This is a genomic window from Ensifer sp. Root558 (assembly GCF_001427045.1).
Lineage (GTDB): Bacteria > Pseudomonadota > Alphaproteobacteria > Rhizobiales > Rhizobiaceae > Ensifer > Ensifer adhaerens.
Map to the genome: position 1 here is coordinate 1,090,815 of NZ_LMGC01000001.1, position 24,499 is coordinate 1,115,313.

Sequence of the window (24,499 nt, forward strand, 5' to 3'; positions counted from 1 at the left end):
GCTTTCGCGTCAGATCTACCTCATCAATCATTGCAATCTTAAAATCGTTAGAGATTGATGCCGTAACCGGCCAGCTACGAGCAGTCATCTCCAGATTGCGGAATGGAACCGTCCCTTGAAGCACTACTTGCTCAGGAGTACGGAGCATCGAAAGGCGGCGCTAAAGGCAACAAGACCTTCATGACCTTCGACGGCCTGATGAAGGTTCAAGTACAAGTGCAGGACGCGGTGGATTTCGGACCTCAGCTCCAAATCGCCAAGGGTCTCGTCGACGAGTGCTTGAACGAATGGTCAGCTGATAGTCGGCCGGAGATACGCGCGATCGTGACGCGGGCGTTCAACACTGACAGAGCCGGCCAGATCAACCGGGCCGAGATCTTCATGCTGCTCCGCTTGGAAATCGAGGATGAGCGCTGGAAGCGGGCCATGGATGCGATCCGCGATGCCATGCGCGTCGTCGGTTCCAAGACGTATGTGCGATGCTACGAGCGATCGTCGATCGCGGCCAATTGGCAGGCCGTCACAATCGATCTAGCGAGGGCCTAATATGGCTTACTTTCACGCCGTATTGAGCGCCGACCGTCTCCAACCCCTCCAACAGCGACGGGATCAAGTTTCGGCAGTACTTCACATAATCGTAGAGCTTCGCTTCGATGCCGTGATCATCAAGCCAGCAACTGAATTCCCACTCTTCTTTGTCCGACTTAGGCATCGGGTCATTAAAGAACCGATAGCAGTTGTCTACCGGTCCGGAAATGTTCTCGGTCCACCTCTGCATGTCCAGGACGCGGTGCGCCAGGTCTCCGCCAAAAAGTTCGGCGCCGGCGATGAACTGCGTGCGGCTGAGGATATCAGCAATCCCTCGCTGAAGATGAAATATGTCCCAATAAACTTTCGCGAGATCCGAAGTTTCTGTGCGTCGCTGAAGCTCGGGGAGCTTCCCGTGCCAAGCGCCCAGCTCAAAACCCTGAGGGTTAAGCGCCCGTTCAATCCTAAGTCTGTCACCTCGCAGACCGAGTTCCATCGCCTGCTCGTGTCGCCGGTTAACTTTGACGTCCGCAATTTGCATCGTGTGCACGGTCCACCAGGCGGCCCCAAGCGCAAGAACGCCGGTAATCAGCGTCTGGAAATCGTACAGGACGTTCCGGAAAAAATTATCCGAGGATCCATCGAGCGTTCGAGCCTCGCCGGTAAAGATCAACACAAAAACCGCTGTGGCGATAACAATCGCGAGCGCCACGAAATACGCCCGGTAGCCAGCCGACATCATAAACCTCTCGGGACAATTGCCGATTGCAGAATGCACAGGATTGCTTTCGAGACGGTGAAAGGTAGCCGGTCGGCTGGCCGAACTAGCTTGGGTTCAGCCGTCAGTCGGCTTCTTAGGAAATACGGCATCCATGGGGATCATCCAACCCGACCTGTCTGGCGCCTTCCGAGGCGGCAAATGAAATTGCTCCGCCCATTCATCGATTTCGTCGGCAAGCACTCCGGCCGAGTGGCTCATGACCTCCAGGTAAGCATAGAGGCCGCGATTGTACCATGCCGGCCGGGCAGGCACTTCCTCCTCAGCAAGGATTGGCATGGCGAAGTCATCCGGCAGACGCGCGAGAAGACTACCACTCCAGCCACGAAGCTCTTCGAGGTTTTGCATGACGTCGTGATCGAAGAGGTAGTGACAAGAGGTGACCCGCTCGCTCAACAAATCTTTGCGAAGATTGTGAGCACTCATGCACGCCCGGATGACCTGCCTGACGCTTTCTTTGTCCCAGGCAGGTTGCAATGTATCTTTGTCCAAAAGCTCACTGAACAAGCGAAATTGCTCGCAGTAGTGCCGAAGGCTTTTAGGCAGATATTCGGCGACCCTCGCGACAGCGAGTTTCGATGGAAGCATGGAGATCTCGACCATTTCTCGATGTCGTTGCTCTTGCTTGGCATCACTCTTGATCATCTCGCTGATCGTGTACGCCGCGGCGCCCACTGCCAACAAGCCTGTCAGCAGCGTCTGAAATTCTTTGAGAAACTCGAAGTACCCGTCGCCAGGTTCCCCAAACATTGCCACGGGCAACGTGGCGGCAAGTATTATCACCACCACATGCGTAACCACTCTCGATCCGCGATCGGCGCTCATCGCTTCCCCCTTCCCCGTAGAATAACCCCTAGCTGCAAAAATAAGGCATGCGGCAGTGCAAGTCACGACTGCTGCGCTCTGGTGGGAGGTGTCAGATGAGCAGTTCCCTTGCTGCCATTCATGTCGCCAAGAAGAAACTCGGCCTGGACGATGACACCTACCGTGCCAAGCTCACTCACATCACCGGCAAGGCCTCGACCAAAGACATGACAGAGCAAGAACGTCAGAGAGTGCTCGCCGTCTTCCGAAACGAAGGTTTCCAACCGGCGCCGAGCGCTTCTCGGCCGAACGGTCGTGCCAAGCTCACTGGTCGCTTTGCCAGCAAGCTGCAGTCGCTCTGGATCGCCTGCTACAATCTCGGCATCGTCGCGAACCGCGACGACGCGGCAGTGGCTTTTTTGACAGCTTTAGCGGAATTTACGTTTTTCCGGTTTTGGGTGTCAAAATTCCGGAAAATCGCGGCGAGCTACAGCCGTACAAGCAAACTATTATCGATTCCTTCGGGAACGAATGGTAGCGGAGGAGGGATTCGAACCCCCGACACAAGGATTATGATTCCTCTGCTCTAACCTACTGAGCTACTCCGCCGGGTACCGCGTCAGGGCTTCGAAGTGGAAGCCGTCTTGACTGGACGGGCGGCTTATACGGCCCGCTTCCGCCCACTGTCAACCCAAGTCTCCGGGAAAATGTGAAGTTTTCACAACAGCCCGGAAATCAAGGGCTTCAGGCGGCTGCCTGCGCCGAAAGCAGCGCCTTCAGCGCGGCTTCTGCGCCGGCTTCGCGTTCCGATTTGCGAATAAATCCGCCGCCATAAACGCGCGCATCCTCGCCGACGCCGGAATAGAGCGCGCAGGCTTGGCCGGGTGCAATACCGGCTTCGCCTTCCGCAAGCTCCACATAGATGCCCTCTTCGTCCATCGCGAGCACGGCAGGCGCCGGCTGGCGGGTGGAGCGCACCTTGGCGAAACATTCAAAGCCCCGCGCAGCGGCCACTTCGACGTCCTCATCACCCAGCCAGTTGACGTCGCGCAGGTAGACGCGGCGCGTTTCCAGCGCCTCCTTGGGGCCGACGATGACGCGGCGCGAGCGGGCGTCGAGATAGACGACGTAGAGCGGCTCGCCGGTCGCAACGCCGATGCCGCGGCGCTGGCCGATCGTGTAGTGCAGGATGCCCTCATGCGTGCCGAGCACGCGGCCGTCGAGATGCAAGATCTCGCCGGAAAGCGCTGCATTCGGCTTCAGCTTCGACACGATGTCGCTGTACTTGCCCTGGGGCACGAAACAGATGTCCTGGCTGTCTGCCTTCTGGGCGACGACGAGGCCCATCTCCTCGGCGAGCTTGCGGGTCTCGGCCTTGGAGAGATGCCCCAAGGGGAAGCGCAGATAGTCGATCTGCTCCTGCGTCGTTGCAAAGAGGAAGTAGCTCTGGTCGCGATCGGCATCCGTCGGCCGGTAGAGCGCCCGCTGGCCGGCATAGCGCGGTTTCGGGCTCGGGCGCGAGCGGATGTAGTGGCCGGTCGCCAGCGCATCGGCGCCAAGCTCCTTGGCGGTCAAAAGCAGGTCGGCAAACTTGACCGTCTGGTTACAGGCAACGCAAGGGATCGGCGTTTCGCCGGCGATATAGCTTTCGGCGAAGGGATTGATCACCGTTTCGCGGAAGCGCGCTTCGTAGTCGAGCACGTAGTGGGGAATGCCGAGGGTTTCGCAGACGCGGCGTGCATCGTCGATGTCCTGGCCGGCACAGCAGGAGCCGGCACGGTGCACGGCGGCGCCGTGATCGTAGAGCTGCAGCGTGATGCCGAGAACGTCGTAGCCCTCGCGTTTGAGCAGGCCGGCAACGACGGAACTATCGACGCCACCGGACATGGCAACGACGACACGCGTATCTTCGGGCTTGCGGTCAAAATCGAGACTGTTCACGGGATCCAATCCGGCCTTCGGGCGGCAACCTTGCGCCTGCCCTGTTTCACGCTTCATGCGATGCTTTGCCGAGGAACTCTCGGCCCACGGCATCTTCGGCTCCGCGGCGGCCGGCATCAATCGGATGCATAGAGCGCGTCGCGGCACTTTCAGTTCCGCGACATATAGAAACTTGTCCGTCCGGCGGCAAGGCCGGCCGCTGCCGCTGCCCGGCCTTAAAGGCGTCAGATCAGCTTCAATCGCATGGCGCGGGCAATCGCCTGCATGCGGTTGACGGCATCGAGCTTGCGGGTCGCGCTCTTGAAGTAGCTGCTGACCGTGTAGGTCGAGATCCCCAGGATGATGCCGATCTCGTCGCTGCTCTTGCCGGCAGCCGCCCAGCGCAGACATTCCAACTCGCGGCTCGAGAGTTTTTCACGTGCCGTATTGCCGGTGTCGAAGGTGCGCTCCAGGCATTCGAAAAGCTGGACCAGCGTGAGATACAGCGTCGCCCGCTCGACGCCGGCAGGTGCCTCGCGGCGGCCCGAAAGCATGGCGATGAAGGGATCGCCGCCACTCGTGTGCAGCAGCACCGCGAAATGGCGCGCCATCTCCGGATGGGCCAGCAGGCGGTGCACCATGGCCTCGTCCGCGGGCTTGGCCGCAACATCGAGCAGCTCGGCCCCGCCGGTCACCGGCAGCTTGGTGAACCGCAACTTTTCGACCAGCCCGCTCGACTGGAAAGTCTCGCAGGCGTCGTACTGGCGCACCAGTTCGGACGGCCAGTTGCTGAGCACCAGCCGCTCGGAAAAGCGCTGCTGTTCGGCCAGCGGCATGCGCGCGATCATGAAATGGCCGAAGCCATAGCGCGCGATCAACCGCCGCATGAGATGCAGAAGTTCGTACTCGGTGCGGACGGTGGCCGGATCGATGTCCGAAAACATCTCCACCGTTTCAGCCTCGCGCAGCAAGGCCGGTTCATGCGATTCCTTCATCTGCGATCACCACATCCCCGGCGCCACCGCACCGGTCGAGAGAAATACAAACAACGCCCCACATCTTCAGGAGCATGAAATTCACCCGACAGGCGAAATAAAACTGCCGCTCCCGGCCTGCCCGCGAAAGAAACGCGCCCGGTTGTGAAAACTATGACGATGCACCAAGAATGAATGCGGGAGCGTACATACGACGCTCATCCTTATTTCGGGGCTTCGTTACCAAAAATTTTAGTTAAAGTGAAATGTGGTATTTGCATGGCTCCCATGTCAATTCCGGGAGAATCCGGATTGTTCTCAAGCGTTTCCACAAGTCGGGGAAATATTGCCCCAAGATCTAAGGGGCGCCACACGCGGATAAAAGCCCGCCGGAAGTGTCTCAAATTATGAGCAAATTGTTACTTGACGCTTAGGCAAATGTTAAATGTGGCAGGCTAAGGTCACGGTCATATGGTCTTGAGTTTGTGTAGAGAGTCCCATGACCGAAATGATGCGACCACGCGTGAAATATGTCATCGGCCCCGATGGCAGCCCTCTGACGATTGCGGATCTGCCGCCGGCTAATACCCGGCGCTGGGTGATCCGCAGGAAGGCTGAGGTTGTTGCCGCCGTGCGCGGTGGCCTGTTGAGCCTGGAAGAGGCGTGCGAACGCTATACCCTTACCGTCGAGGAGTTCCTGTCCTGGCAGTCCTCGATCAACGATCACGGTCTCGCCGGCCTGCGCACCACTCGCATCCAGCAGTATCGCCACTAGTTCGCCCATCACAGGGCCATAGGTCGCGCGGCGGCTCCGGGTTTCCCGGGGCCGCCGCCGTCGTTTTTCCAGGTCCCGCGCGCACCGGCATTGGTTGCGTTTAACGAACGCTCTGTCCTCCGGCGATGGCGGGGCAGGCGATTCCGATTTGCGGAAAACTGCGCTAGCTTCCACGCAGACAAACCCGTTCATCAAGGAAGGCTGCCATGGAAATTATGCACGAGGAAACCGGATCGCACGGCCGCTATTCGACATCAGTCGAAGGCCATACCGGTGAAATGACCTATTCGCGCACCTCGCCTCAACTGATCATCGTCGATCATACGCTCGTTCCGGATGCTCTGCGCGGCAAGGGTGTCGGCCAGGCGCTGGCCAAGCATGCGATCGAGGAAGCCCGCAGGGGCGGCTGGAAGATCATTCCGCTCTGCCCTTTCATGAAGGCCCAGGCGATGCGACATCCCGAATGGCAGGATGTCATCCAGGGTTGAGACAACCGCGGCAGCCACCGCACAAATCTTAAATCGAAATCGCGACCTTGGCGCGTCTTGAAAGAGGCGCGGCCCTGCAGGCCCCAAAATGAGAAGACCCGCCCGGATGCCGAGGCATCGGGCGGGTCTTTTTGTCTTGTCACGATCGTGCCGGATCGGATCATGCCAGCCGCATGATCCGTCAAGGATGGAACCATCTGCTCCGAAACGGGCAATCGGCCCGTCCAACGGACAAATCCCCCTTGCCGGATCCGGCTCGGGGTTCAAATCACCCTTTGGAACAAGGCGTTACGGCCCGCTGCGCCGGATTTTGGCGCAGGAGCCGCAGCTATGCCCGCAGGCGGGTCGACGTGTCCCGCTCTTCGAGGGCCGCCGCCTTCGCGTATTCAGCCTGCACTTCTTCGAGCGCGAGTTCGGCAGCATCCTGCTGCGTCTTCAGTTCGCGAATGGAAACCTGAAGATTGTCGGCTCTTTGACGTGCGGCCTTGGCGAAGGTGGGATAGGCGAAGTGCTGGGGATCGGAGATACCCGACTTCTTCTCCTCGAAAATAATCTGATTTTCCAGATCCTTGGTCATCCGTTCGAACTCAGCCATCATCATCTGAAGCTGGTTCAGCTGACGCTGCTTCTCCCGGACCTGAAATTCCTTCAGGCGGACAAGGCTCTCACGTGCTTTCATACGCAATACTCCCGTGGATAACGAGACCCCGGTTACTGATTTGCCCGCGAGCCGGCCCGAACAGGGCCGGAAACGAAAAATCTTCAGCGATATTAACAAAAGCCTACCGCTGGTAACCTTTCGTTTACGGGCATCGTTAATCATAGGCGTGATGATTTAAGGCTCCGTAAATGCTGAGGCACGAAATGTGACCGCCCCGGCATTAACGAGTCAGAAGAGTCAGATAACGGCATTTCCTCATGTTTCACATGAGATTAGCCGTTCTGGATTCACGTTTGAAATCAGGAGACTGCTAAAAATATTTAACAAACTCGATACACCTTGCCAGAGGGAATCAGAATTTGTTAACCATTTGGTGGCAGCCTCCAAATCAGGCAACGACTGGATCCGTATCGCGTAAGGGTGCCACGACAACCTTGGGCGGCGGAAAAGGGGAAGAATATGCGGGTTCTATTAATTGAAGACGACAGTGCAACGGCTCAGAGCATTGAGCTGATGCTCAAGTCCGAGAGTTTCAACGTCTACACCACCGATCTCGGTGAAGAAGGCGTCGATCTCGGCAAACTTTATGACTATGACATCATCCTTCTCGACCTCAATCTGCCGGACATGTCCGGCTACGAAGTCTTGAGAACGCTGCGTCTTTCCAAGGTGAAGACACCCATCCTGATTCTTTCGGGTATGGCCGGCATCGAAGACAAGGTTCGCGGCCTGGGCTTCGGCGCAGACGACTACATGACCAAGCCGTTCCACAAGGACGAACTGGTCGCTCGCATTCATGCGATCGTCCGCCGCTCCAAGGGCCACGCCCAGTCGGTCATCTCCACCGGCGAGCTCATCGTCAACCTGGATGCCAAGACGGTTGAAGTCGGCGGACAGCGCGTCCACCTGACCGGCAAGGAATACCAGATGCTCGAGCTGCTCTCGCTGCGCAAGGGCACGACGCTCACCAAGGAAATGTTCCTGAACCACCTCTACGGCGGCATGGACGAGCCGGAACTGAAGATCATCGACGTCTTCATCTGCAAGCTGCGCAAGAAGCTTGCAAACGCCGCCGGCGGCGCCAACTACATCGAAACCGTCTGGGGCCGCGGCTATGTGCTGCGCGAGCCGGATGGTGCCGAATACGCCGAAACTGCCTGATTCCCCGCCAGGGCTTGCACCGATCCCCGCATGATGCGGGCCCGACATTCAAGAGTTTCGCAAAACCCGCCTATGAGGCGGGTTTTGTTTTGCGCGCAAACGACCACGCTTGCCGGTCCTGCAATGCCCGGCGGATGCCAGGGTTGCGCGCGCCTGCACCCTCCCCTTCCCCGACGCTCGAAAATCTGATCCGCTCGCCCGCTCCGCACACAACAAAAAGCCGCGGCAAACGCCACGGCTTGATTTTGCTGCAAACAGATCAGGATAAGGCGGCTCAGGCCGCCATCGACTGGCTCGCGAAAACGCTGGTCAGGATCTTGCGGTCGAAAGGCTTCAGCAGGAAGTCGTCCGCGCCAGCGCGCTTGCCGGCCATCATCTTCTTCAGGTCTGCCTCGACGACGCAGTAATAGATCCGCACCGAAGGGCCGTTCGGCAACCGCCGAATATTGCCGATGAGCTCGAGCGCGCCTTCGAGGCCCGCGTCGATGATCAGGATGTTCGGGAGTTCCGCTTCGCAGCGCACAAGCGCCTCGAGGCTGTTCGACGCCTCGTAAACCATGAAGCCCATGCCGGAGAGGATACGTTTTCCAACTTTCCGCACGACATCCGAGCCGTCGGCAATCATCAAACGTCGCATGTCCAACTCCCTTCGCCACTTACCTATACGCGTATCGGCATTCTTGAAACAACTCTATACAAATTTGGGAAAGATTTCGTTACGGAGTTTGCTTAACGAAGCTTTTCCGAGCAGGATCAACACGCTGAAAACATTAAATTTTCCAGAATACGAGCGAGATCGAAACGCATATGGCAGATACGTTTCCGCCGGATGCGATGGCACCCGGCGGCTGTCGAGAAGTCACGAAATCGGAATACCTGGCGCCGCCGAATTAAACCTCAGGCTGCATTTTGGCCGTAAAGATGATTTCCTCGCCGGTCGAGGTAACGGCGATTTCCATGCGCGCCTCCTCGCCGAGAAGCACGGTGTAATAGGGCTGGATCGAATGGGCATCGACCGCCTCTTCCGGCGTGCCGGACAGGAGTTCCACCAGCCTCGGCGGTACCCGCATCATCCGGCCCTTCGCAACGAGCGTGAACGCGGCGTCGAATTCCGGATTTTCGAGCGTCACGTCGATCGAGCCGCCGCGCGGAATGGCGCCGTAGGCAATCAAGAAGAGGTTCAGAAGCAGCTTGACCCGGTTCTTGGCGATGATCGCCCGCGGGCCGTGCCAATTGACCTCGGTCTTCTTCTCGGCAGCGGCAAAATCCTTGGCGGCCTTTTCCGCTTCGCCGGTGTCGATCGACGCGCCGACCGAACCCGAGGCACCGAAGGCAAGGCGCGCAAACTTCAGCCGGACAGAGGCGTTGAGCGCGCTCGTGCGGATGAGGTCCATCGCATCGGCATCGGCGCCGCCCTCGTCGAGCAGTTCCAGGCCGTTGTTGATGGCGCCGACCGGGGAAATGATGTCGTGGCAAACCCGGCTGCACAGAAGCGCGGCCAGATCGGGTCCCGTCAATGTCAGGTTCGGATTCGTTGCCATCTTAGTTCCTTGTTTGGTGCCATCGGCCGTCGCCTGGAGCACGCGCCGTGGTCACGCCGGTAAACCCTCACGCGTGAAGACGCAAGTCATGAGCTGCCCGGCGCAGCCGTTCATCAGTGGAACATAATGACACCACATTTGGTAAACCGATTGTTAAGACCATCAGTTCAAATTGCATGGCATTGGTCCAGACCCCAACTGGCCGAGCAGTGATCTGACTGTCGGCCACTGCAAACCCGCAAGCGAGCAATTTTCGCGCCTGACGGAGGATATGATGCATCAGATCATGAAGGCAGCCACATCGGCTGGCCGTGTTGTCCTGGCCACGATGTTTCTGGTCGCCGGCGCCCTGTCCGCTGCGCACGCCCAGTCGGCGAACAACAACAGCCAATACACAATGCAGGAAATCGTCGATGCCGGTCACGGCTTCTTCGGCGAAACCTCGGGCGGCCTTGCCAAGGTCGTCGAACGTGCCTTTGAACGCTACGGCCTGCCGAACGGCTACATTCTCGGGCAGGAAGGCTCAGGCGCGTTCATCGCCGGCCTCACCTATGGCGAAGGCGAGCTCAACACCAAGAATGCCGGACAGCACAGCGTCTTCTGGCAGGGTCCGTCGCTCGGCATCGACTGGGGTGGCCAGGGCAGCCGCGCCATGATGCTCGTCTACAATCTGCCGAGCGTGCCGGCGCTCTACAAGCGCTTCGGCGGCGTCTCCGGCTCGGCCTATGTGGTTGCCGGCGTCGGCATGACGGTGCTGACCGACGAGAACATCGTCGTGGTGCCGATCCGCACCGGCATCGGCGCGCGCCTCGGCGTCAATGTCGGCTACCTCAAGATGACCCAGACCCCCACCTGGAATCCCTTCTAAGACCGTTGCCGGACCTGCCTGTCGCAAAATCCGGCACCATAGACTTGCAGCGCACGAAACGTCATGTTTAGTGCAAGGAAGCGGAAGATGGAGCGCCTGCCGTGCCCTTTGTGGCCGGGCAGGCGGTTCGGTTTCCGGTCCAGTTTCGAAACGGCCAGCTCGTGATCCAATTCTCGCTTCTCTTTGCCCTGGGCTTTCTGACGGCGATCATCATCGGTCTCCTGGTCGCACCGGCGATCCATCGCCGGATCGTGCGTTTCGCCGAGGACCGGCTGAAAGCGACGATGCCGCTCAGCCCTCAGGAGGTGCGCGCGCAAAAGGATACTGCCCGCGCCGCCTTTGCCGCCGAGAATGCCCGCACGCTTCAGGCCCTGAAGCGCGAACGGGACAAGGGCGTCTCACTGATGCTCACAAATGAGAAGAGCCTGCAGGAAGCCCGTCGCCTCAGTGGCGAAAACGCCGATCTGCACGCCCAGCTGGCCGACATGAACGTTGAGGCGGCAGACATGCGCTCGGCCATCCGCCAGTTCGAACAGCGGCTGGAACGCATGAAGGCGACCCTCGACAGCGTCGAGCGGGACAACGCCGGCAAGGCTGACGAGATCAGAAAGCGCGACGCCCAGCTCGCCCAGGATGCGGCCCAGACCGACAACCTGCGGATCGATCTGGCTGCGCGCGAGACCGAGGTCGAGCATCTGAAGAGCCGGATTGCCACGCTGCGCGACGAGCGCGAAGCCCTGCGCAGCGACTTGAAGACCGAGACCACCCATGCAAAGGAAATGGAGCTCCGGCTGTCGCGCGACGGGACCCGCCTGCACCGGTTGGAAGACAAGCTTGCGCGCGAAATGGCGACCAGCGCCGATCGCGAGAGCGCGCTCGAAAGGCGCGCCGGGGAAATCGAGAGATTGAAAGCCAAGGTCAAGGACACCAACCAGGAAATGCGTGACGCCGCCAAGGCTCTCCGCGCCGCGGGCGTCGCCTTTCCCCTGCGCCGCGACCGCAAGCCGGCATCCGAACCGGCCGCCAACGGCGCCGCGGAACCGGCCCAATCCGTAGGAGGGGAGCCCGGCTCCATCGTCGCCGCCGACGACCTGCGCAATCGCGCCACCGCCCTTTCGGAGCGCCTGACCAACTCCAAGTCCGCAGCCCATGACGAGGCGCTTCGTGATGAAGTCGCGGCAATCGCCGCGGGCATGGTCGCACTGACGGCGACGAACGAAGGCGCCGCCTCCCCCATCCTCGGCCTGCTCTCGGGCGAGGAAGAAGGCACCGGTAACAGGAAAAGCCTGGCAAAGCGCGTCAAGGACATCCTGCCGCGCGAGTAGTGCGCGCAGCGGTCGGAATCACCTGCCCTTACACCAGTGCGAACCGTCAGATCCGGCCGTTGATCAATGCCACCTGGTGCAATGCGATGCCCGCCGCGGTCGACACATTGAGGCTGTCGAGCCCAGGACGCTGGCGGATGCGCGCCGTCTGGATCGCCGTCATCACCGATTGCGGCAGCCCCTCGCCCTCGGTCCCCATCAGAAGCGCCGTGCGCTGTGCCGCCGGGATCGCCCCGATGTCGATCGTTCCCGCCGGCGACAGGCCCCAGATTGCAAAGCCCGCATCCTGCAGCTGCTGCAGCATGACGGCAACGGACCCTTCGCGGGCAAAAGGCACCGTCAGCACGGAACCGACGGAAACGCGGATCGCCTTGCGGTACATCGGATCGCAGCTCGTCTCGTCCATCAGCACCGCATCGACCCCGAAAGCCGCGGCGTTTCGGAAAAGCGCACCCATATTGTCGTGGTTGGAGATGCCGCAGGCCGCCAGCACCAGGCTCGACGCGGGTAGCGACGCGATCAGCGCGTCGCGATCCGGCTCGCCTTCGCGGCGCCCGAGTGCCAGCACGCCGCGATGCATGTTGAAGCCGGCGATCGCGTCGAACACCTGCGCATTCGCCACATAGACCGGCACGTCAGGCGGGAAACGCCGAAGAATGTCGCCAACGCCCTCCAGACGGTTTTCCAGAAGCAGGAGGGCCTCGGCCGCAAAGCCACGGCCGGTCTCGTGCGCGGCAGCCAGCATGCGCAGCACCACGGTGCCTTCGGCGATGAAGCGACCCTGCCGCCCCGTCAGATCGCGCTCCTTGATCGAGACGAAACCGGCGATCCGGGGATCGGCGGGATCGTCGATGCGCAAGACGGGCGGGAGGGCGCCTGGCATGCCGTCAGTTCGTCCGAACGGTAATATCCGCAACGATGCGGCCGGTGCCGATGTCGAAGACGATGGCGCGCGGCTCGGCGCCGGGCAGGTTGCCGTAGAACAGCACCTGCGAGCCCGAAAGCGCGACATTCGTCACGGTGAAGCCTGCGGGCAGCGCGGCAACGGCGTTGAGCGGTGCCTCGCTCGGGACGACGGCAGCGGACGTCTGGGCCGGCGCTTTCTCATCCGTGCGTGTCAGCTTGTAGACAATCGTTCCAAGGACAGCCATAAGCATGACCAACATGACGCCGGCCGAGACGAGCTGCAGCTTCACCATCTTGCGGCGGACATTTTCCATCGCCGGATCTAGCGGCTTGTCTTCCTGGTCGTCGGGCTCGATTGCGGTCATGGCTGGCCTTTTTTCGGATATTTAGCGGAATGAACGACCCCTTTAAACAAGCAACGGCCAATAGGAAAGTCCTGACGGCGGGCGAGGATGCCGCAGGGCGGCTCGATTCCTTCCTGACGGACGCACTTTCGGGTGAATTCTCCCGCAACCGCATCAAGGCCCTGATCGAACAGGGTGCGGTGTCAGTCAACGGCAAGCCGGTGAACGAACCGAAAAAGAAGGTACAACCGGGCGACGTTTTCGAGATCGACCTGCCCGAGCCGGAAGATCCCGAGCCGAAGGGCGAGAACATTCCCCTCGACGTGCTCTATGAGGACAGCGACCTGATCGTGCTGTGCAAGCCGGCCGGCCTTGTCGTGCATCCGGGCGCCGGCAACTGGACCGGCACGCTGGTCAACGCCCTGATCCACCATTGCGGCAGCAGCCTGTCGGGCATCGGCGGCGTCAAGCGCCCCGGCATCGTCCATCGCCTCGACAAGGAGACGAGCGGCGTCATGGTCGTCGCCAAGAACGATGCGGCCCATCGCCATCTCTCGGACCAGTTTGCCGACCACGGCCGCACCGGCCCGCTCGAGCGCGCCTACCGGGCGGTCGTCTGGGGGCGGCCACGGCAACTGAAGGGTACGATCGACGCGCCGCTCGGCCGCGCCGGTGACCGGACGAAGCGCGCGGTCAAGCGCGAGGACAGCGACGACGCCCGCGAGGCGATTACCCATTACGAGGTGGTCGAGCGCTATCTCGAAAAGCCCGACGGCACCTCGCTCGCCTCGACCATCGAATGCCACCTGGAAACGGGCCGGACCCACCAGATCCGCGTGCACATGGCTCATATCGGCCACCCGCTGATCGGCGACCCCGAATACGGCGCCGCCTTCAGAACCAAGGCGAACCTTCTGCCGGAGGCCGCCAAGACCGTCGTCAACCAGTTTCACCGCCAGGCGCTGCATGCCTTCATGCTGCAGTTCGAACACCCCTCGACCGGCGAGACCATGCATTTCGAAGCACCGATGCCGGCCGACATGGCAGCGCTGATCGACGCGCTGCGCAGCGGGGAGTGACCGCCCCTTGAAATCCGGCGAAAGAATTCCGATTTAAGGCGAGCCTCTATTCGTGACATTTCCGTCGCTCCGGCGTCACATGCTTGTGAACCGGACTCCTTGAATCATGCTTTCGCCGTACTTATTTTCTACGTTCGTGGGGTCTTGACGAAGACCCACATGCCCGGCTTGCCGACCGGAGGCCGGAGACTAAAAAGGGGGGTGCTTCATATGGCCCGAAACAATTTGCCGTCCATTGCCGCTGGAGAAGGCGGCCTCAATCGTTACCTCGACGAAATTCGCAAGTTCCCGATGCTGGAGCCGCAGGAAGAGTACATGCTCGCCAAGCGGTACCAGGAACATGACGACCGCAAAGCGGCCCACAAGCTCGTCACCAGCCACCTTCGCCTCGTCGCCAAGATCGCAATGGGTTATCGCGGCTACGGCCTGCCGATCGGCGAAGTCGTGTCGGAGGGCAACGTCGGCCTGATGCAGGCCGTGAAGAAGTTCGAACCCGATCGCGGCTTCCGTCTCGCCACCTACGCAATGTGGTGGATCAAGGCGGCGATCCAGGAGTACATCCTGCGCTCGTGGTCGCTGGTCAAGATGGGCACGACCGCCAACCAGAAGCGGCTGTTCTTCAACCTGCGCCGCCTCAAGGGCAAGATCCAGGCACTCGATGAGGGTGACCTGAAGCCGGAGCAGGTCAAGGAAATCGCCACCACGCTCAAGGTGAGCGAGGACGAAGTCGTGTCGATGAACCGCCGCCTGTCCGGCGACGCCTCGCTCAATGCGCCGATCAAGGCGAGCGAAGGCGATTCCGGCCAATGGCAGGACTGGCTCGTCGACGATCACGACAACCAGGAAGAAATCCTGATCGAGCAGGACGAGCTCGAAAGCCGCAGGGCGCTGCTAGCGAACGCGATGAAGGTGCTCAACGACCGTGAGCGTCGCATCTTCGAAGCACGCCGTCTGACCGAAGATCCGCTGACACTTGAGGATCTTTCGGCCGAGTTCGACATCAGCCGCGAGCGCGTCCGACAGATCGAGGTTCGCGCCTTCGAAAAGGTTCAGGATGCCGTGCGCAAGGCAGCGCTGGAGCGCGCCAATTCCCTGCGCGTCGTCGAAGGCGCCTGAGGCGACTGCAGCACTTCAACAAAGGTTCTGCTTCAAGAGCGCGAAAACCAACAAAAAACCCGGCGGTTGCTTCCGCCGGGTTTTCTGTATCTACCGCTCTTATCGAGCTTACTGGCTGTTGCTTTCGGCAGCCGTTCCCGTCGTCGACCAGGCGCGCATCGCCTGGTTGAAGGCATCCGTACCGCTCTGCCCCTTTTCAAGCGTCAGCAGCGCGCGGCGGCCGTTGCGATAGGTGAGCGGAATATCGATCCAGCTGCGGCTACGCAGCAGTTCGGTGTTGTTGCCGATGGCGTCCGTCGCATCGTTCAGCGCGATCATGTGGAAATCGTCGGTGATCTTGGCCGGAACCGCGATCAAGGCGTCTCCCCGGTCCTGCTCGGTCCGCTTCATCGATACGCGCTGTACGCTGTCGATAGCGCCGCCTTCGAAGTTCGACGGCAGCGAGAACACGAATTCGATGACGTGACTTGCCGGCAGCGACGGATCCGCATTCCGCTTGATCGTCATCAGCGCGGTGAGGCCACGGTCGGGAACGGTGATCTGGGCCTGGATTGCCGGTTCGGGCTTGGCGTCGCCGCCAGGCGACTCCTCCTTCACCGTCCATGCCACGGTTCCCGGAACGGCCGTGGGCGAAGACTGGCCAAGACGCTCCTCGTAGAGGAACATCTTCTCGCCGGTCGCAAGCGCGACTTCAGGCTGGTTCGGCTGGCCCGCCGGCTGGCCTGTCGCAGGCGCTCCGGCCTGGCCGGCCGTGCCGCCCTGCCCGGCGGCCGCTTCGACAGGCTTGCCTGCCTCCGTCTGCGGCGCCACGGACTTGCCTTCCTGCGCCGCGCTCTCGCCGGTTGGGTTGGCCGGGCCGTCGTCGGTCTCCGATCCGTCCGCCATCAGGCGCTGCGTGAACTTGGTCGAGCTGTTGTCCGGAGCGACGGTATCGTCGTGCGCAGCCGGTTCCTGCGTGGCGGTTTCGCCAGCGGGCTGCGGCGGCGTGCTTTGTTCTGCCGGCGCTCCGCCGATGTTTGACACCACCGAGGTTATCGACGCCACCATGCCGGAGATCCAGGCATTGCCGGCCTCGCGGTTCTGCCAGTAGGCAAACCCGCCGCCGCCAAGCGCCAGCAGGGCGACGCCCGCAATCGCGAGACGCTTAATGCTGAAGCGCGACGGCTTCGGCGTGGCCCGGTAAGATGTCGGCCTCGGCGCCACCGGGCTTGCTTCGCCAGCCCGTTCCGGCTCGCGTGCTGCGGCCGCAGCTCCGGCTCCCGCCGCAGCAGTATTGGCCGCGTCCTCGAAACCGAGCAGGTCGTCGATATGATCCCAGGCGGTACCAGCGCGTTCCTGCTGGTTCTGTGCCGCCGGTGCGGCAGTAGCCTGAACTGGCTTTTCGACCGGCCATGACCAGTCGCTGATCTCCGGTTCGGAAGTCTTCTCGGCCCGCCGCTCTTCGATCGCCGCGAAGGGGTCATTGTCGTCGAACGACCAGCCGCGCACCGGGTCCGCCTTGGGCGTCGCCTCAGGCGCATGTTGGTCCGGCTCGGTAACCGGGTGCATCCCCAGGAGCTCGGGCGCGTTATCCGGTTCGTGGGCCTCGGCGGCACGCTCGTCGCTGAAGTGTTCGGCAACCGGGGCGACGGTCGAAGTCGGACCAACGGTCTCCCACTCGGGCAGGTCCCACTCCGAGAGTGCAGGCTTCTGCTCGGCGCTTGCCGCCGGCGCTTCCTCCCAGGCCGGCTCATGCGCGGCATGGTGCTGCGCCTCGACCGACGGGGAAGGCTCCGATGTGTCCTGCGTTTCTGCCACCGGCTCCGAATACTCGGGCACTTCGTAGGCTGGCGCGTCTTCGTGCGGCAGAGCCACGACGGGATTTTCGTCCAGCGGCGCCGCAACGGCTTCGGCAGGCTCAACGACCGGTTCGTATTCTACCGGCTCGACCGGACTTTCCTCGGCCAGTTCAGCATGAGGCTCGACGACATGCGTCGGTTCCTCATAAGCCTCGACATGGTGGTAGGGCTCGGCGGCGCTTTCCGGTTCCGCGGCCGGCTGTTCGACCTGTTCGGCAACGGCCACCGGTTCGCTTTCGGCAACCGGCGCAGACTGAGCTTCCGGTTCCGGTTCCGGTTCCGGTTCCGGTTCCGGTTCCGGTTCCGGTTCCGGTTCCGGAACGGGCTCGTCTACTGCAGCGTCCGAGGCAACCGGTTCGACGGTCTCCGCCTCGGCTACCTCCGGCTCGTCGAGCGCCGGCAGGGCCTCGGCATGTTCGCTGTCGACCTCGGCGATCGCATTTTCGAGCTTCGCCAGCTGGCGATTGATCATGTCGTCCGACGGACGCGGGTTCATGTTTTCGAGTTGGCGGCGCACGGCCGCGCGCGCCTTCTCGTATACCCTGTCCCGCATTTCAGGTGTGTTTTCCGACAGGCCGTCAACGGTCCTGCGAATAACTGCAACAAAGTCCGCCATTAGTACTTTCTCATACGCCCAGGTATGTCTTTGCGATCACGACGCAATGTCAGTTCGCCGACACTAGTCCTCAAAGGGGTCCGTCACAAGTATTGTGTCGTCCCGCTCCGGGCTGGTCGAAAGAAGAGCAACCGGTGCACCGATCAGTTCTTCCACCTGGCGGACATACTTGATCGCTTGCGCCGGAAGATCTGCCCAGCTGCGCGCGCCAACCGTCGATTCTTTCCATCCTTCAAGCGTAACATACACTGGCTTTGCCGAAGCTTGCTGCGCCTGGCTTGCCGGCAGATGGTCGATCTGCTGCCCATCCAGAGTATAGCCGATGCAGATCTTCAGTTCGTCGAGACCATCGAGAACGTCGAGCTTGGTAAGCGCGATGCCGGTGATGCCGTTGGCGGCGACCGACTGGCGCACCAGAGCCGCATCGAACCAGCCGCAGCGACGCTTGCGACCCGTGACCGTGCCGAATTCATGGCCCTTTTCACCGAGGAACTGGCCGATTTCATCGGTAAGCTCAGTCGGGAACGGACCTTCGCCGACACGCGTCGTATAGGCCTTGGTGATGCCGAGGATATAGCCGAGCGAACCCGGACCCATGCCCGAGCCGGCGGCAGCCTGGCCGGCGACCGTGTTCGACGAGGTGACGAACGGATAGGTGCCGTGGTCGATGTCGAGCAGCGTGCCCTGCGCGCCTTCGAACAGGATGCGGGCGCCCTTGCGGCGAGCCTTGTCGAGCAGCACCCAGACGGTGTCCATGAACGGCAGCACCTTGGCGGCGACCGACGAAAGCTCCTGCATGATCGCGTCATGGCTGATCTCGGCTTCGCCGAGGCCGCGGCGCAGCGCGTTGTGGTGCGTCAGCAGGCGATCGACCTTGGCCGGCAGCGTGTCGAGGTCGGCAAGATCCATGACGCGGATGGCGCGACGGCCGACCTTGTCTTCGTAAGCCGGACCGATGCCGCGGCGCGTGGTGCCGATCTTCGTACCGCTGTTGGAGGCGGCGTCCTCGCGGATGCCGTCGAGCTCGCGGTGCAGCGACAGGATCAGGGTGGCATTGTCGGCGATGCGCAGATTGTCCGGCGTGATCGCAATGCCCTGCTTGCCGAGCTTGTCGATTTCGGCGATCAGCGCGTGCGGATCGATCACGACGCCGTTGCCGATGACGGCAAGCTTGCCGGGACGCACGACGCCGGAGGGCAGGAGCGACAGCTTGTAGCTGACGCCGTCGATCACCAGGGTATGGCCGGCATTGTGACCGCCCTGAAAGCGCACGACGATATCCGCGCGCTCGGAGAGCCAATCCACAATCTTGCCTTTGCCTTCGTCACCCCATTGGGAGCCGACCACTACGACATTCGTCATAATTCTCTTCCTGTTCAGGCGCGCAACCGAGGCTGCGCTGTTCTCAAACCCGCGCATCTATACTGTGTTGTCATCTGGAAAGCGACCCCGTTATGTCGGGCGTTCCGCCCTTTTTGCATGACAAGGCCGGGATTTAGAGCCTATATCTTGCGCTCTCCCGCCATCGCGACAGCCGGTCGCCATCCCCATGCAGGTCTGAGCATCGTGAATTCCAGGGCCTACTTCTATCTGTGCATCACCGCTCTCTTCTGGGGCGGCAACTCCGTCGCCGGAAAGATGGCCGTTGGCCATGTGAGCCCAATGATGCTGACGACCCTGCGCTGGGTCTTCGCGCTCATCGTCATCCTGGTGCTGATGACGCCGCAGATCCGCCGCGACTGGGACAAGATCCGCAAGCACTGGCTGCAACTTCTTGCCTATGGCGCGATCGGCTTCACCACCTTCAATGCCCTGCTCTACTCGGCGCTCAAATATACGAGCGCCATCAATGCCGTCATTCTGCAGGCCGGCATCCCGATGCTGATCTTTCTCTTCAACTTCGTGCTCTTCCGCACCAAGGCGTCGATCGCCCAAGTGATCGGCTTTACCGTCACCCTCGTCGGCGTGCTGGTGACGGCGGCCCATGGCGACGTCACCAGCCTGCTGTCGCTCGAATTCAACTTCGGCGATGCGCTGATGATCGCGGCCTGCATCGTTTATGCCGGCTACACCGTGGCGCTGCGCTACAAGCCGACCATGCACTGGCAGAGCTTCATCGCCGCCCCCGCCTTCGGCGCGCTGTTGAGCGCCATCCCGCTGTTGTTCTGGGAGATCGGCACAGGCACGGCGATAGTCCCAGATACCACGGGCTGGGTCATCGTTCTCTATGCCGCGATCTTCCCGTCGCTGATGTCGCAGGTGCTTTATGTGCGCGGTGTCGAGATGATCGGCGCCAACCGCGCCGGCCTGTTCATCAACGCCATTCCCGTTTTCGGCACGCTGCTGTCGGTGATGCTGATCGGCGAGACCTTCCACCTCTTCCACCTCGTCGCCCTGCTCTTGGTGCTCGGCGGGATCGCGATCGCCGAAAAAGGTCGCCCGCGCTAGAGAAGTCTCGCGCCTGCCGGGCAAGTTTCGGGCGATGCAATCGCTAGAACTCGGGAGGCGACTTAAGGCTTGATTAGCAGATGGGTGTTTCTGTCGCCGCCAGGATTTTCCTTGGGGCTAAGGCAGTGAAAAATATTAGAATTTCGACACGTATCTACTTATTGACGGCGATGGCGCTGGTCTTCATGGCAGCCGCCATGGCCTACAAGACTCAAGTCGCCAACTCGGAAGTCAGCGACGAGCGCCGGCAGATGCTGCGCAACGTCACCGAAGCGGCGATCTCGACGATCGCAAGCTTCGAGGAGCAGGAGCGCAATGGCACGCTCTCGCATGAGGAAGCCCAGAGCCGCGCTATTTCCGCCGTTATGGCCATGCGCTTCGGCCAGGACGGCTACTTCTTCATCAACGGCTTCGACGGCATGATGATCGCCCACCCGCTCGCCAAGAAGCTCGTCGGCACCGACGTGCGCGGCCTCAAGGATACCAACGGCAAAGCCTTTAACGTCGAGCTCATCGCGTTGGCGCAGAACCCCGGCAGCGGCATCGTCAACTACTATTGGGACAAGCCCGGCCACGAGGAGCCGGTCGAGAAGTACTCCTACATTCAGGGCTTCAAACCCTGGGGTTGGGGCGTCGGCACCGGTGTCTATGCCGACGATCTCGCCGCCAAGTACAATGCGTCTCTGCTGATGACGATCATCACCACGGCGATCGCCGCGATCGCGACGCTTGCTGCCGCCATGGCGATCGGCCGCTCGATCAGCCGGCCGATCAACCGGCTGAAAGACGTGATGCTCGAAGTATCGAACAACGACACCCGTTCGGAAGTTCCGGATACCGACCGCCGCGACGAGATCGGCCACATGGCCGATGCCCTCGTCGTGCTGCGCGCCTCGGTGATCGAGCGCAACGCGCTCGAAGTTCGCCAGCGCGAACAGCAGGTGGCGCTCGACGGCGAGCGCAGCGCCAACGAGGAAATGCAGCAGGCGACCGCCCGCGTGCAAGCCCATGTCGTCAGCACGATCGGCGGTGCGCTCGAGCGGCTCGCGAGCGGCGACCTGACGACCCATGTCCCCGATCTCGGCGCCGACTACGAAAAGCTGCGCCAGGACTTCAACACCGCCGTCGCCGCACTTCGCTCGACGGTGAGCGCGATCGCCGATTCCACCTCAGTTGTCACCGGCAATGCCAATGAGATCAGCAGGGCAGCCAACGACCTGTCGCAGCGCACCGAGCAGCAGGCAGCGTCGCTCGAAGAAACCGCAGCCGCCCTCGACGAGATCACCTCAGCAGTTCAGAACTCCACCAACCGCGCCGAGGAGGCGACCCGCATGGTCGCGGAGGCCCGCAAGGGTGCGGCCACCTCGAGCGAGGTCGTTCGCGACGCAATCACCGCCATGGGCCGCATCGAAAACTCGTCTTCGAAGATCGGCGAGATCATCGGCGTCATCGACGACATCGCCTTCCAGACGAACCTCCTGGCGCTGAACGCCGGCGTCGAGGCGGCACGCGCCGGTGATGCCGGCAAGGGCTTTGCCGTTGTCGCGCAGGAGGTGCGGGAACTGGCGCAGCGTTCGGCAACGGCGGCCAAGGAGATCAAGGGGCTCATTACCGCGTCGGGTGTCGAGGTTTCGGCCGGCGTGCGTCTGGTCGAGGCGACCGGCTCGGCGCTCGGCGACATCGAGCGGCGGGTCAACGAGATCAACGACCGCATCGTCGCCATTGCGACGGCCGCCCGCGAACAGTCGGTCGGGCTGCGGGAGATCAACACCGCCGTCAACCAGATGGACCAGATGACCCAGCAAAACGCCGCCATGGTCGAGCAGACCTCGGCCGCAAGCCAGGCGCTCGCCGGCGAAAGCAACGTGCTATCCGGTCGGCTCGCCCAGTTTACCGTCGAGGAGAAGGTATGGCGGTCCGCTGCGCAGCGCGCAGCTTGATCCATCCCGAGACGAAAATGGCGCCAATCGGCGCCATTTTCATTCAGACGAGATGCCGCTCCATATAGAGCGCATCATCGCCATAACTTGAAAGCTTCTGCACCAGCCGTTCGTCCATGCGAACCTCGAAGCCCTGTCGCTCCCAGAAGCGGCGGGATCCGTTGACGGAAACGAGCGACATCGACCGGAACCCTTCCGTCCGTGCAACATCGGCAAGCATCGGCAACACGCCGCCCCCTGCCCCGGAGCCACGCATTTCGGGCAGAAGGGCGAGGTCATGGATGTACCAGGTATCGGCAGCCTCAGGGATTTCGCCAAGCATGCTGTTCAGCGACGGCGGCGCACCGCGAAGCCAGGGGTGGCTCAACACATAGCCGCGCGACAGGCCCTTTGAGTCCAGCATGAAACAACCGGCAGGGCTGAGCGCGATGCGGTCGGCGAGCACGGCGTCATCCTCGGGAAAGGCCTGGTGAACCACGAGCTGGATCTCCGATACGGATGCGAGGTCGGGCAGGCTTGCCTCACGCCAGCGGAATGTCATTTCGGTCATATCTCGTCACATGCGTTCGAAACAGGAAAACGCACCGGCGGTCGGCCGGTGCGTCCTCGATATGTCCCGCGAGTGGGTCGGCAAAGTGGCAGACCGTGCTGCCACTTGCTGGGCTGGTATCAATCGATGTTGAAGACCAGCGGCTTTGCCTGGCGAATTGCCGGATTGGCACGCAGCTTGTCAAGCACGGCCTCGGAAACAGCGCCATCGACGTAGAGCAGCGCGATCGCGTCACCGGCTTCCTTCTCGCGGCCGAGCTGGAAGTTCGCGATGTTGACGCCCGCATCGCCGAGCGTCATGCCGATGAAGCCGATCATGCCGGGAACGTCGGTGTTGGTGATGTAGACCATGTGGTTGCCGACATCCGCATCGAGGTTGATGCCCTTGATCTGGATGAAACGCGGCTTGCCGTCCGAGAACACCGTGCCGGCGACCGACCGCGTCTGGTTCGCCGTCTTCACCGTCAGCTTGATGTAGCCGTCGAAGACGCCGGTCTTGTCGCGCTTGACCTCGGACAGGATGATGCCCTTTTCCTTGATCATGACCGGCGCCGAAACCATGTTGACGTCGGCGACCTGCGGCCGGATCAGACCGGCAAGCACAGCACTCGTCAGCGCCTTGGTGTTCATGCCGGCGGTCGAGCCGTCATAGAGGATCTCGATTTCCTTGATCGCGCTTTCGGTCACCTGACCGACGAAGGCGCCGAGAACATCGGCAAGCCGGATGAACGGCTTGAGGATCGGCGCTTCCTCAGCGGTGATCGACGGCATGTTGATGGCGTTGGAGACCGCACCCTTGACCAGGTAGTCCGACATCTGTTCGGCCACCTGCAGCGCGACGTTCTCCTGGGCTTCCGTGGTCGAAGCGCCGAGATGCGGCGTGCAGACGACGTTCGGCAGGCCGAAGAGCGGGCTTTCGGTTGCGGGTTCGACCTCGAAAACGTCGAAACCGGCGCCGGCGACATGGCCCGACTTGATCGCTTCTGCAAGCGCCTTCTCGTCGACGAGACCACCGCGGGCGCAGTTGACGATGCGCACGCCGGGCTTGGCCTTGGCAAGCGCTTCGGCGCTCAGGATGTTGCGGGTCTTGTCGGTCAGCGGCACGTGCAGGGTGATGAAGTCAGCCTGGGCGAGCAGTTCGTCGAGTTCGACCTTGGTGACGCCCATTTCCTCGGCGCGCTCCTTGGAGAGGAACGGGTCGTAGGCAAGCACATGCATCTTCAGGCCAATGGCGCGCGAGCAGACGATCGAGCCGATGTTGCCGGCGCCGATGACGCCGAGCGTCTTGCCGGTGATTTCGACACCCATGAAGCGGGACTTCTCCCACTTGCCTGCCTGCGTCGAGGTGTCGGCAGCCGGAAGCTGGCGGGCAACGGCAAAGAGCAGCGCAATCGCGTGTTCGGCGGTCGTGATCGAGTTGCCGAAGGGCGTGTTCATCACGATGATACCGCGGCGCGAAGCGGCCGGGATGTCGACATTGTCGACGCCGATGCCGGCGCGGCCGATGACCTTGAGGTTGGTCGCAGCGGCGATCAGCTTTTCCGTCGCCTTGGTGGCGGAACGGATGGCAAGACCGTCATAGTTACCGATGATTTCGGCGAGCTTGTCCTTGTCCTTGCCGAGCTTCGGCTGGAAATCGACTTCGACGCCGCGGTCGCGGAAGATCTGGACGGCGGTTTCCGACAGTTCGTCGGATACGAGAACACGAGGTGCCATGGGAGGCCTCCTTAAAGATCAGGTCTGAATGGGAATGCGGGTAGCCAGGCCTCGCTCCCATGGGGAGCGAAGCGGATCACTCAAATCAGTGTGAGATGCGGGCGAAGTTCATTGTCCTCACCCT

Annotated in this window: 22 protein-coding genes, 1 tRNA gene and 2 pseudogenes; 11 read left to right on the plus strand and 14 right to left on the minus strand. The window is 61.6% G+C overall.

Translation table 11 applies throughout. The annotated features are described in order from the left end of the window. Positions 1 to 71 precede the first annotated feature (71 nt). A pseudogene (locus tag ASD63_RS05395) lies at positions 72 to 546 on the plus strand (DUF3164 family protein); the annotation flags it as partial. Here ASD63_RS05395 and ASD63_RS05400 read toward each other — a convergent pair. Together ASD63_RS05400 and ASD63_RS05405 are read right to left on the minus strand one after the other, a co-directional pair. Further along, positions 521 to 1,267, minus strand: a complete 747-nt coding sequence (locus ASD63_RS05400) for a hypothetical protein (protein ID WP_127889450.1) — start codon at positions 1,265 to 1,267, stop codon at positions 521 to 523. The pseudogene ASD63_RS05395 and the gene ASD63_RS05400 overlap by 26 nt on opposite strands. Before the next feature lie 96 nt (positions 1,268 to 1,363). Continuing rightward, a complete protein-coding gene (locus tag ASD63_RS05405; RefSeq protein WP_034806463.1) occupies positions 1,364 to 2,131 on the minus strand; it encodes a hypothetical protein in 768 nt (255 codons plus the stop codon). 95 nt (positions 2,132 to 2,226) lie between these two features. On the opposite strand from ASD63_RS05405, the pseudogene ASD63_RS05410 reads away from it, so the two are divergent. After that, positions 2,227 to 2,511: pseudogene (locus ASD63_RS05410) on the plus strand (regulatory protein GemA); the annotation flags it as partial. Positions 2,512 to 2,642: 131 nt separating this feature from the next. On the opposite strand, the gene ASD63_RS05415 reads toward ASD63_RS05410, so the two are convergent. The 3 genes from ASD63_RS05415 to ASD63_RS05425 form a co-directional block, all read right to left on the minus strand. Next, positions 2,643 to 2,719 (minus strand) — tRNA-Met (locus ASD63_RS05415). 135 nt (positions 2,720 to 2,854) lie between these two features. After that, complete coding sequence (gene mnmA / locus ASD63_RS05420) at positions 2,855 to 4,108, minus strand: tRNA 2-thiouridine(34) synthase MnmA (protein ID WP_060528877.1); 1,254 nt, start codon at positions 4,106 to 4,108, stop codon at positions 2,855 to 2,857. A 167-nt stretch (positions 4,109 to 4,275) separates the two neighbouring features. Then, entirely contained in the window at positions 4,276 to 5,025 is a 750-nt protein-coding gene (locus ASD63_RS05425; protein WP_060528855.1) for a LuxR C-terminal-related transcriptional regulator, read from the minus strand. A gap of 478 nt (positions 5,026 to 5,503) precedes the next feature. On the opposite strand from ASD63_RS05425, the gene ASD63_RS05430 reads away from it, so the two are divergent. After that, positions 5,504 to 5,779, plus strand: coding sequence for a DUF1153 domain-containing protein (locus ASD63_RS05430; protein ID WP_003527546.1), 276 nt, complete (start codon positions 5,504 to 5,506; stop codon positions 5,777 to 5,779). Positions 5,780 to 5,985: 206 nt separating this feature from the next. Further along, positions 5,986 to 6,267, plus strand: a complete 282-nt coding sequence (locus ASD63_RS05435; RefSeq protein WP_034806461.1) for a GNAT family N-acetyltransferase — start codon at positions 5,986 to 5,988, stop codon at positions 6,265 to 6,267. Positions 6,268 to 6,595: 328 nt separating this feature from the next. On the opposite strand, the gene ASD63_RS05440 is transcribed toward ASD63_RS05435, so the two are convergent. Beyond that, a complete protein-coding gene (locus ASD63_RS05440; RefSeq protein ID WP_034806460.1) occupies positions 6,596 to 6,946 on the minus strand; it encodes a flagellar export protein FliJ in 351 nt (116 codons plus the stop codon). Positions 6,947 to 7,387: 441 nt separating this feature from the next. Between ASD63_RS05440 and ctrA the strand changes: the two genes are divergently transcribed. Beyond that, positions 7,388 to 8,089: a cell cycle two-component system response regulator CtrA gene (ctrA, locus tag ASD63_RS05445; RefSeq protein WP_025424706.1), complete on the plus strand. Its 702-nt coding sequence runs from the start codon at positions 7,388 to 7,390 to the stop codon at positions 8,087 to 8,089. Positions 8,090 to 8,363: 274 nt separating this feature from the next. On the opposite strand, the gene ASD63_RS05450 is transcribed toward ctrA, so the two are convergent. Beyond that, positions 8,364 to 8,726: a response regulator gene (locus tag ASD63_RS05450; protein WP_034806707.1), complete on the minus strand. Its 363-nt coding sequence runs from the start codon at positions 8,724 to 8,726 to the stop codon at positions 8,364 to 8,366. A gap of 253 nt (positions 8,727 to 8,979) precedes the next feature. Next, positions 8,980 to 9,630, minus strand: a complete 651-nt coding sequence (locus ASD63_RS05455; protein ID WP_034806457.1) for a histidine phosphotransferase family protein — start codon at positions 9,628 to 9,630, stop codon at positions 8,980 to 8,982. Positions 9,631 to 9,904: 274 nt separating this feature from the next. On the opposite strand from ASD63_RS05455, the gene ASD63_RS05460 reads away from it, so the two are divergent. Together ASD63_RS05460 and ASD63_RS05465 are read left to right on the plus strand one after the other, a co-directional pair. Next, complete coding sequence (locus ASD63_RS05460) at positions 9,905 to 10,498, plus strand: EipA family protein (protein WP_082572792.1); 594 nt, start codon at positions 9,905 to 9,907, stop codon at positions 10,496 to 10,498. A gap of 161 nt (positions 10,499 to 10,659) precedes the next feature. Further along, positions 10,660 to 11,823: a hypothetical protein gene (locus ASD63_RS05465; RefSeq protein WP_034806704.1), complete on the plus strand. Its 1,164-nt coding sequence runs from the start codon at positions 10,660 to 10,662 to the stop codon at positions 11,821 to 11,823. A 46-nt stretch (positions 11,824 to 11,869) separates the two neighbouring features. On the opposite strand, the gene ASD63_RS05470 is transcribed toward ASD63_RS05465, so the two are convergent. Together ASD63_RS05470 and ASD63_RS05475 are read right to left on the minus strand one after the other, a co-directional pair. After that, complete coding sequence (locus ASD63_RS05470) at positions 11,870 to 12,706, minus strand: RNA methyltransferase (protein ID WP_034806450.1); 837 nt, start codon at positions 12,704 to 12,706, stop codon at positions 11,870 to 11,872. Positions 12,707 to 12,710: 4 nt separating this feature from the next. Then, positions 12,711 to 13,094, minus strand: coding sequence for a hypothetical protein (locus ASD63_RS05475; RefSeq protein ID WP_034806447.1), 384 nt, complete (start codon positions 13,092 to 13,094; stop codon positions 12,711 to 12,713). A 29-nt stretch (positions 13,095 to 13,123) separates the two neighbouring features. Between ASD63_RS05475 and ASD63_RS05480 the strand changes: the two genes are divergently transcribed. Both ASD63_RS05480 and rpoH read left to right on the plus strand, forming a co-directional pair. Further along, positions 13,124 to 14,152 carry an RluA family pseudouridine synthase gene (locus ASD63_RS05480; protein WP_034806444.1) on the plus strand — a complete coding sequence of 343 codons (1,029 nt, stop codon included), beginning with the start codon at positions 13,124 to 13,126 and terminating at the stop codon, positions 14,150 to 14,152. A gap of 210 nt (positions 14,153 to 14,362) precedes the next feature. Further along, the gene (rpoH, locus tag ASD63_RS05485) at positions 14,363 to 15,268 is read left to right on the plus strand and encodes an RNA polymerase sigma factor RpoH (RefSeq protein ID WP_034806441.1); all 906 of its coding nucleotides are present in this window, start codon (positions 14,363 to 14,365) and stop codon (positions 15,266 to 15,268) included. Positions 15,269 to 15,376: 108 nt separating this feature from the next. On the opposite strand, the gene ASD63_RS05490 is transcribed toward rpoH, so the two are convergent. Next, positions 15,377 to 17,722: a hypothetical protein gene (locus ASD63_RS05490; RefSeq protein ID WP_060528856.1), complete on the minus strand. Its 2,346-nt coding sequence runs from the start codon at positions 17,720 to 17,722 to the stop codon at positions 15,377 to 15,379. Between the two features lie 63 nt (positions 17,723 to 17,785). Continuing rightward, the gene (locus ASD63_RS05495; RefSeq protein WP_034806437.1) at positions 17,786 to 19,084 is read right to left on the minus strand and encodes an adenylosuccinate synthase; all 1,299 of its coding nucleotides are present in this window, start codon (positions 19,082 to 19,084) and stop codon (positions 17,786 to 17,788) included. Positions 19,085 to 19,288: 204 nt separating this feature from the next. On the opposite strand from ASD63_RS05495, the gene ASD63_RS05500 reads away from it, so the two are divergent. Continuing rightward, the gene (locus tag ASD63_RS05500) at positions 19,289 to 20,170 is read left to right on the plus strand and encodes a DMT family transporter (protein WP_034806435.1); all 882 of its coding nucleotides are present in this window, start codon (positions 19,289 to 19,291) and stop codon (positions 20,168 to 20,170) included. 125 nt (positions 20,171 to 20,295) lie between these two features. After that, entirely contained in the window at positions 20,296 to 22,110 is a 1,815-nt protein-coding gene (locus tag ASD63_RS05505) for a methyl-accepting chemotaxis protein (protein WP_034806432.1), read from the plus strand. 43 nt (positions 22,111 to 22,153) lie between these two features. Here ASD63_RS05505 and ASD63_RS05510 read toward each other — a convergent pair whose 3' ends face one another. Both ASD63_RS05510 and serA read right to left on the minus strand, forming a co-directional pair. Next, positions 22,154 to 22,660 (minus strand): GNAT family N-acetyltransferase, encoded by a 507-nt coding sequence (locus ASD63_RS05510; protein WP_060518566.1) that lies wholly within the window; start codon positions 22,658 to 22,660, stop codon positions 22,154 to 22,156. Between the two features lie 119 nt (positions 22,661 to 22,779). Continuing rightward, complete coding sequence (serA, locus tag ASD63_RS05515) at positions 22,780 to 24,375, minus strand: phosphoglycerate dehydrogenase (RefSeq protein ID WP_034806426.1); 1,596 nt, start codon at positions 24,373 to 24,375, stop codon at positions 22,780 to 22,782. Between the last annotated feature and the right edge of the window lie 124 nt (positions 24,376 to 24,499).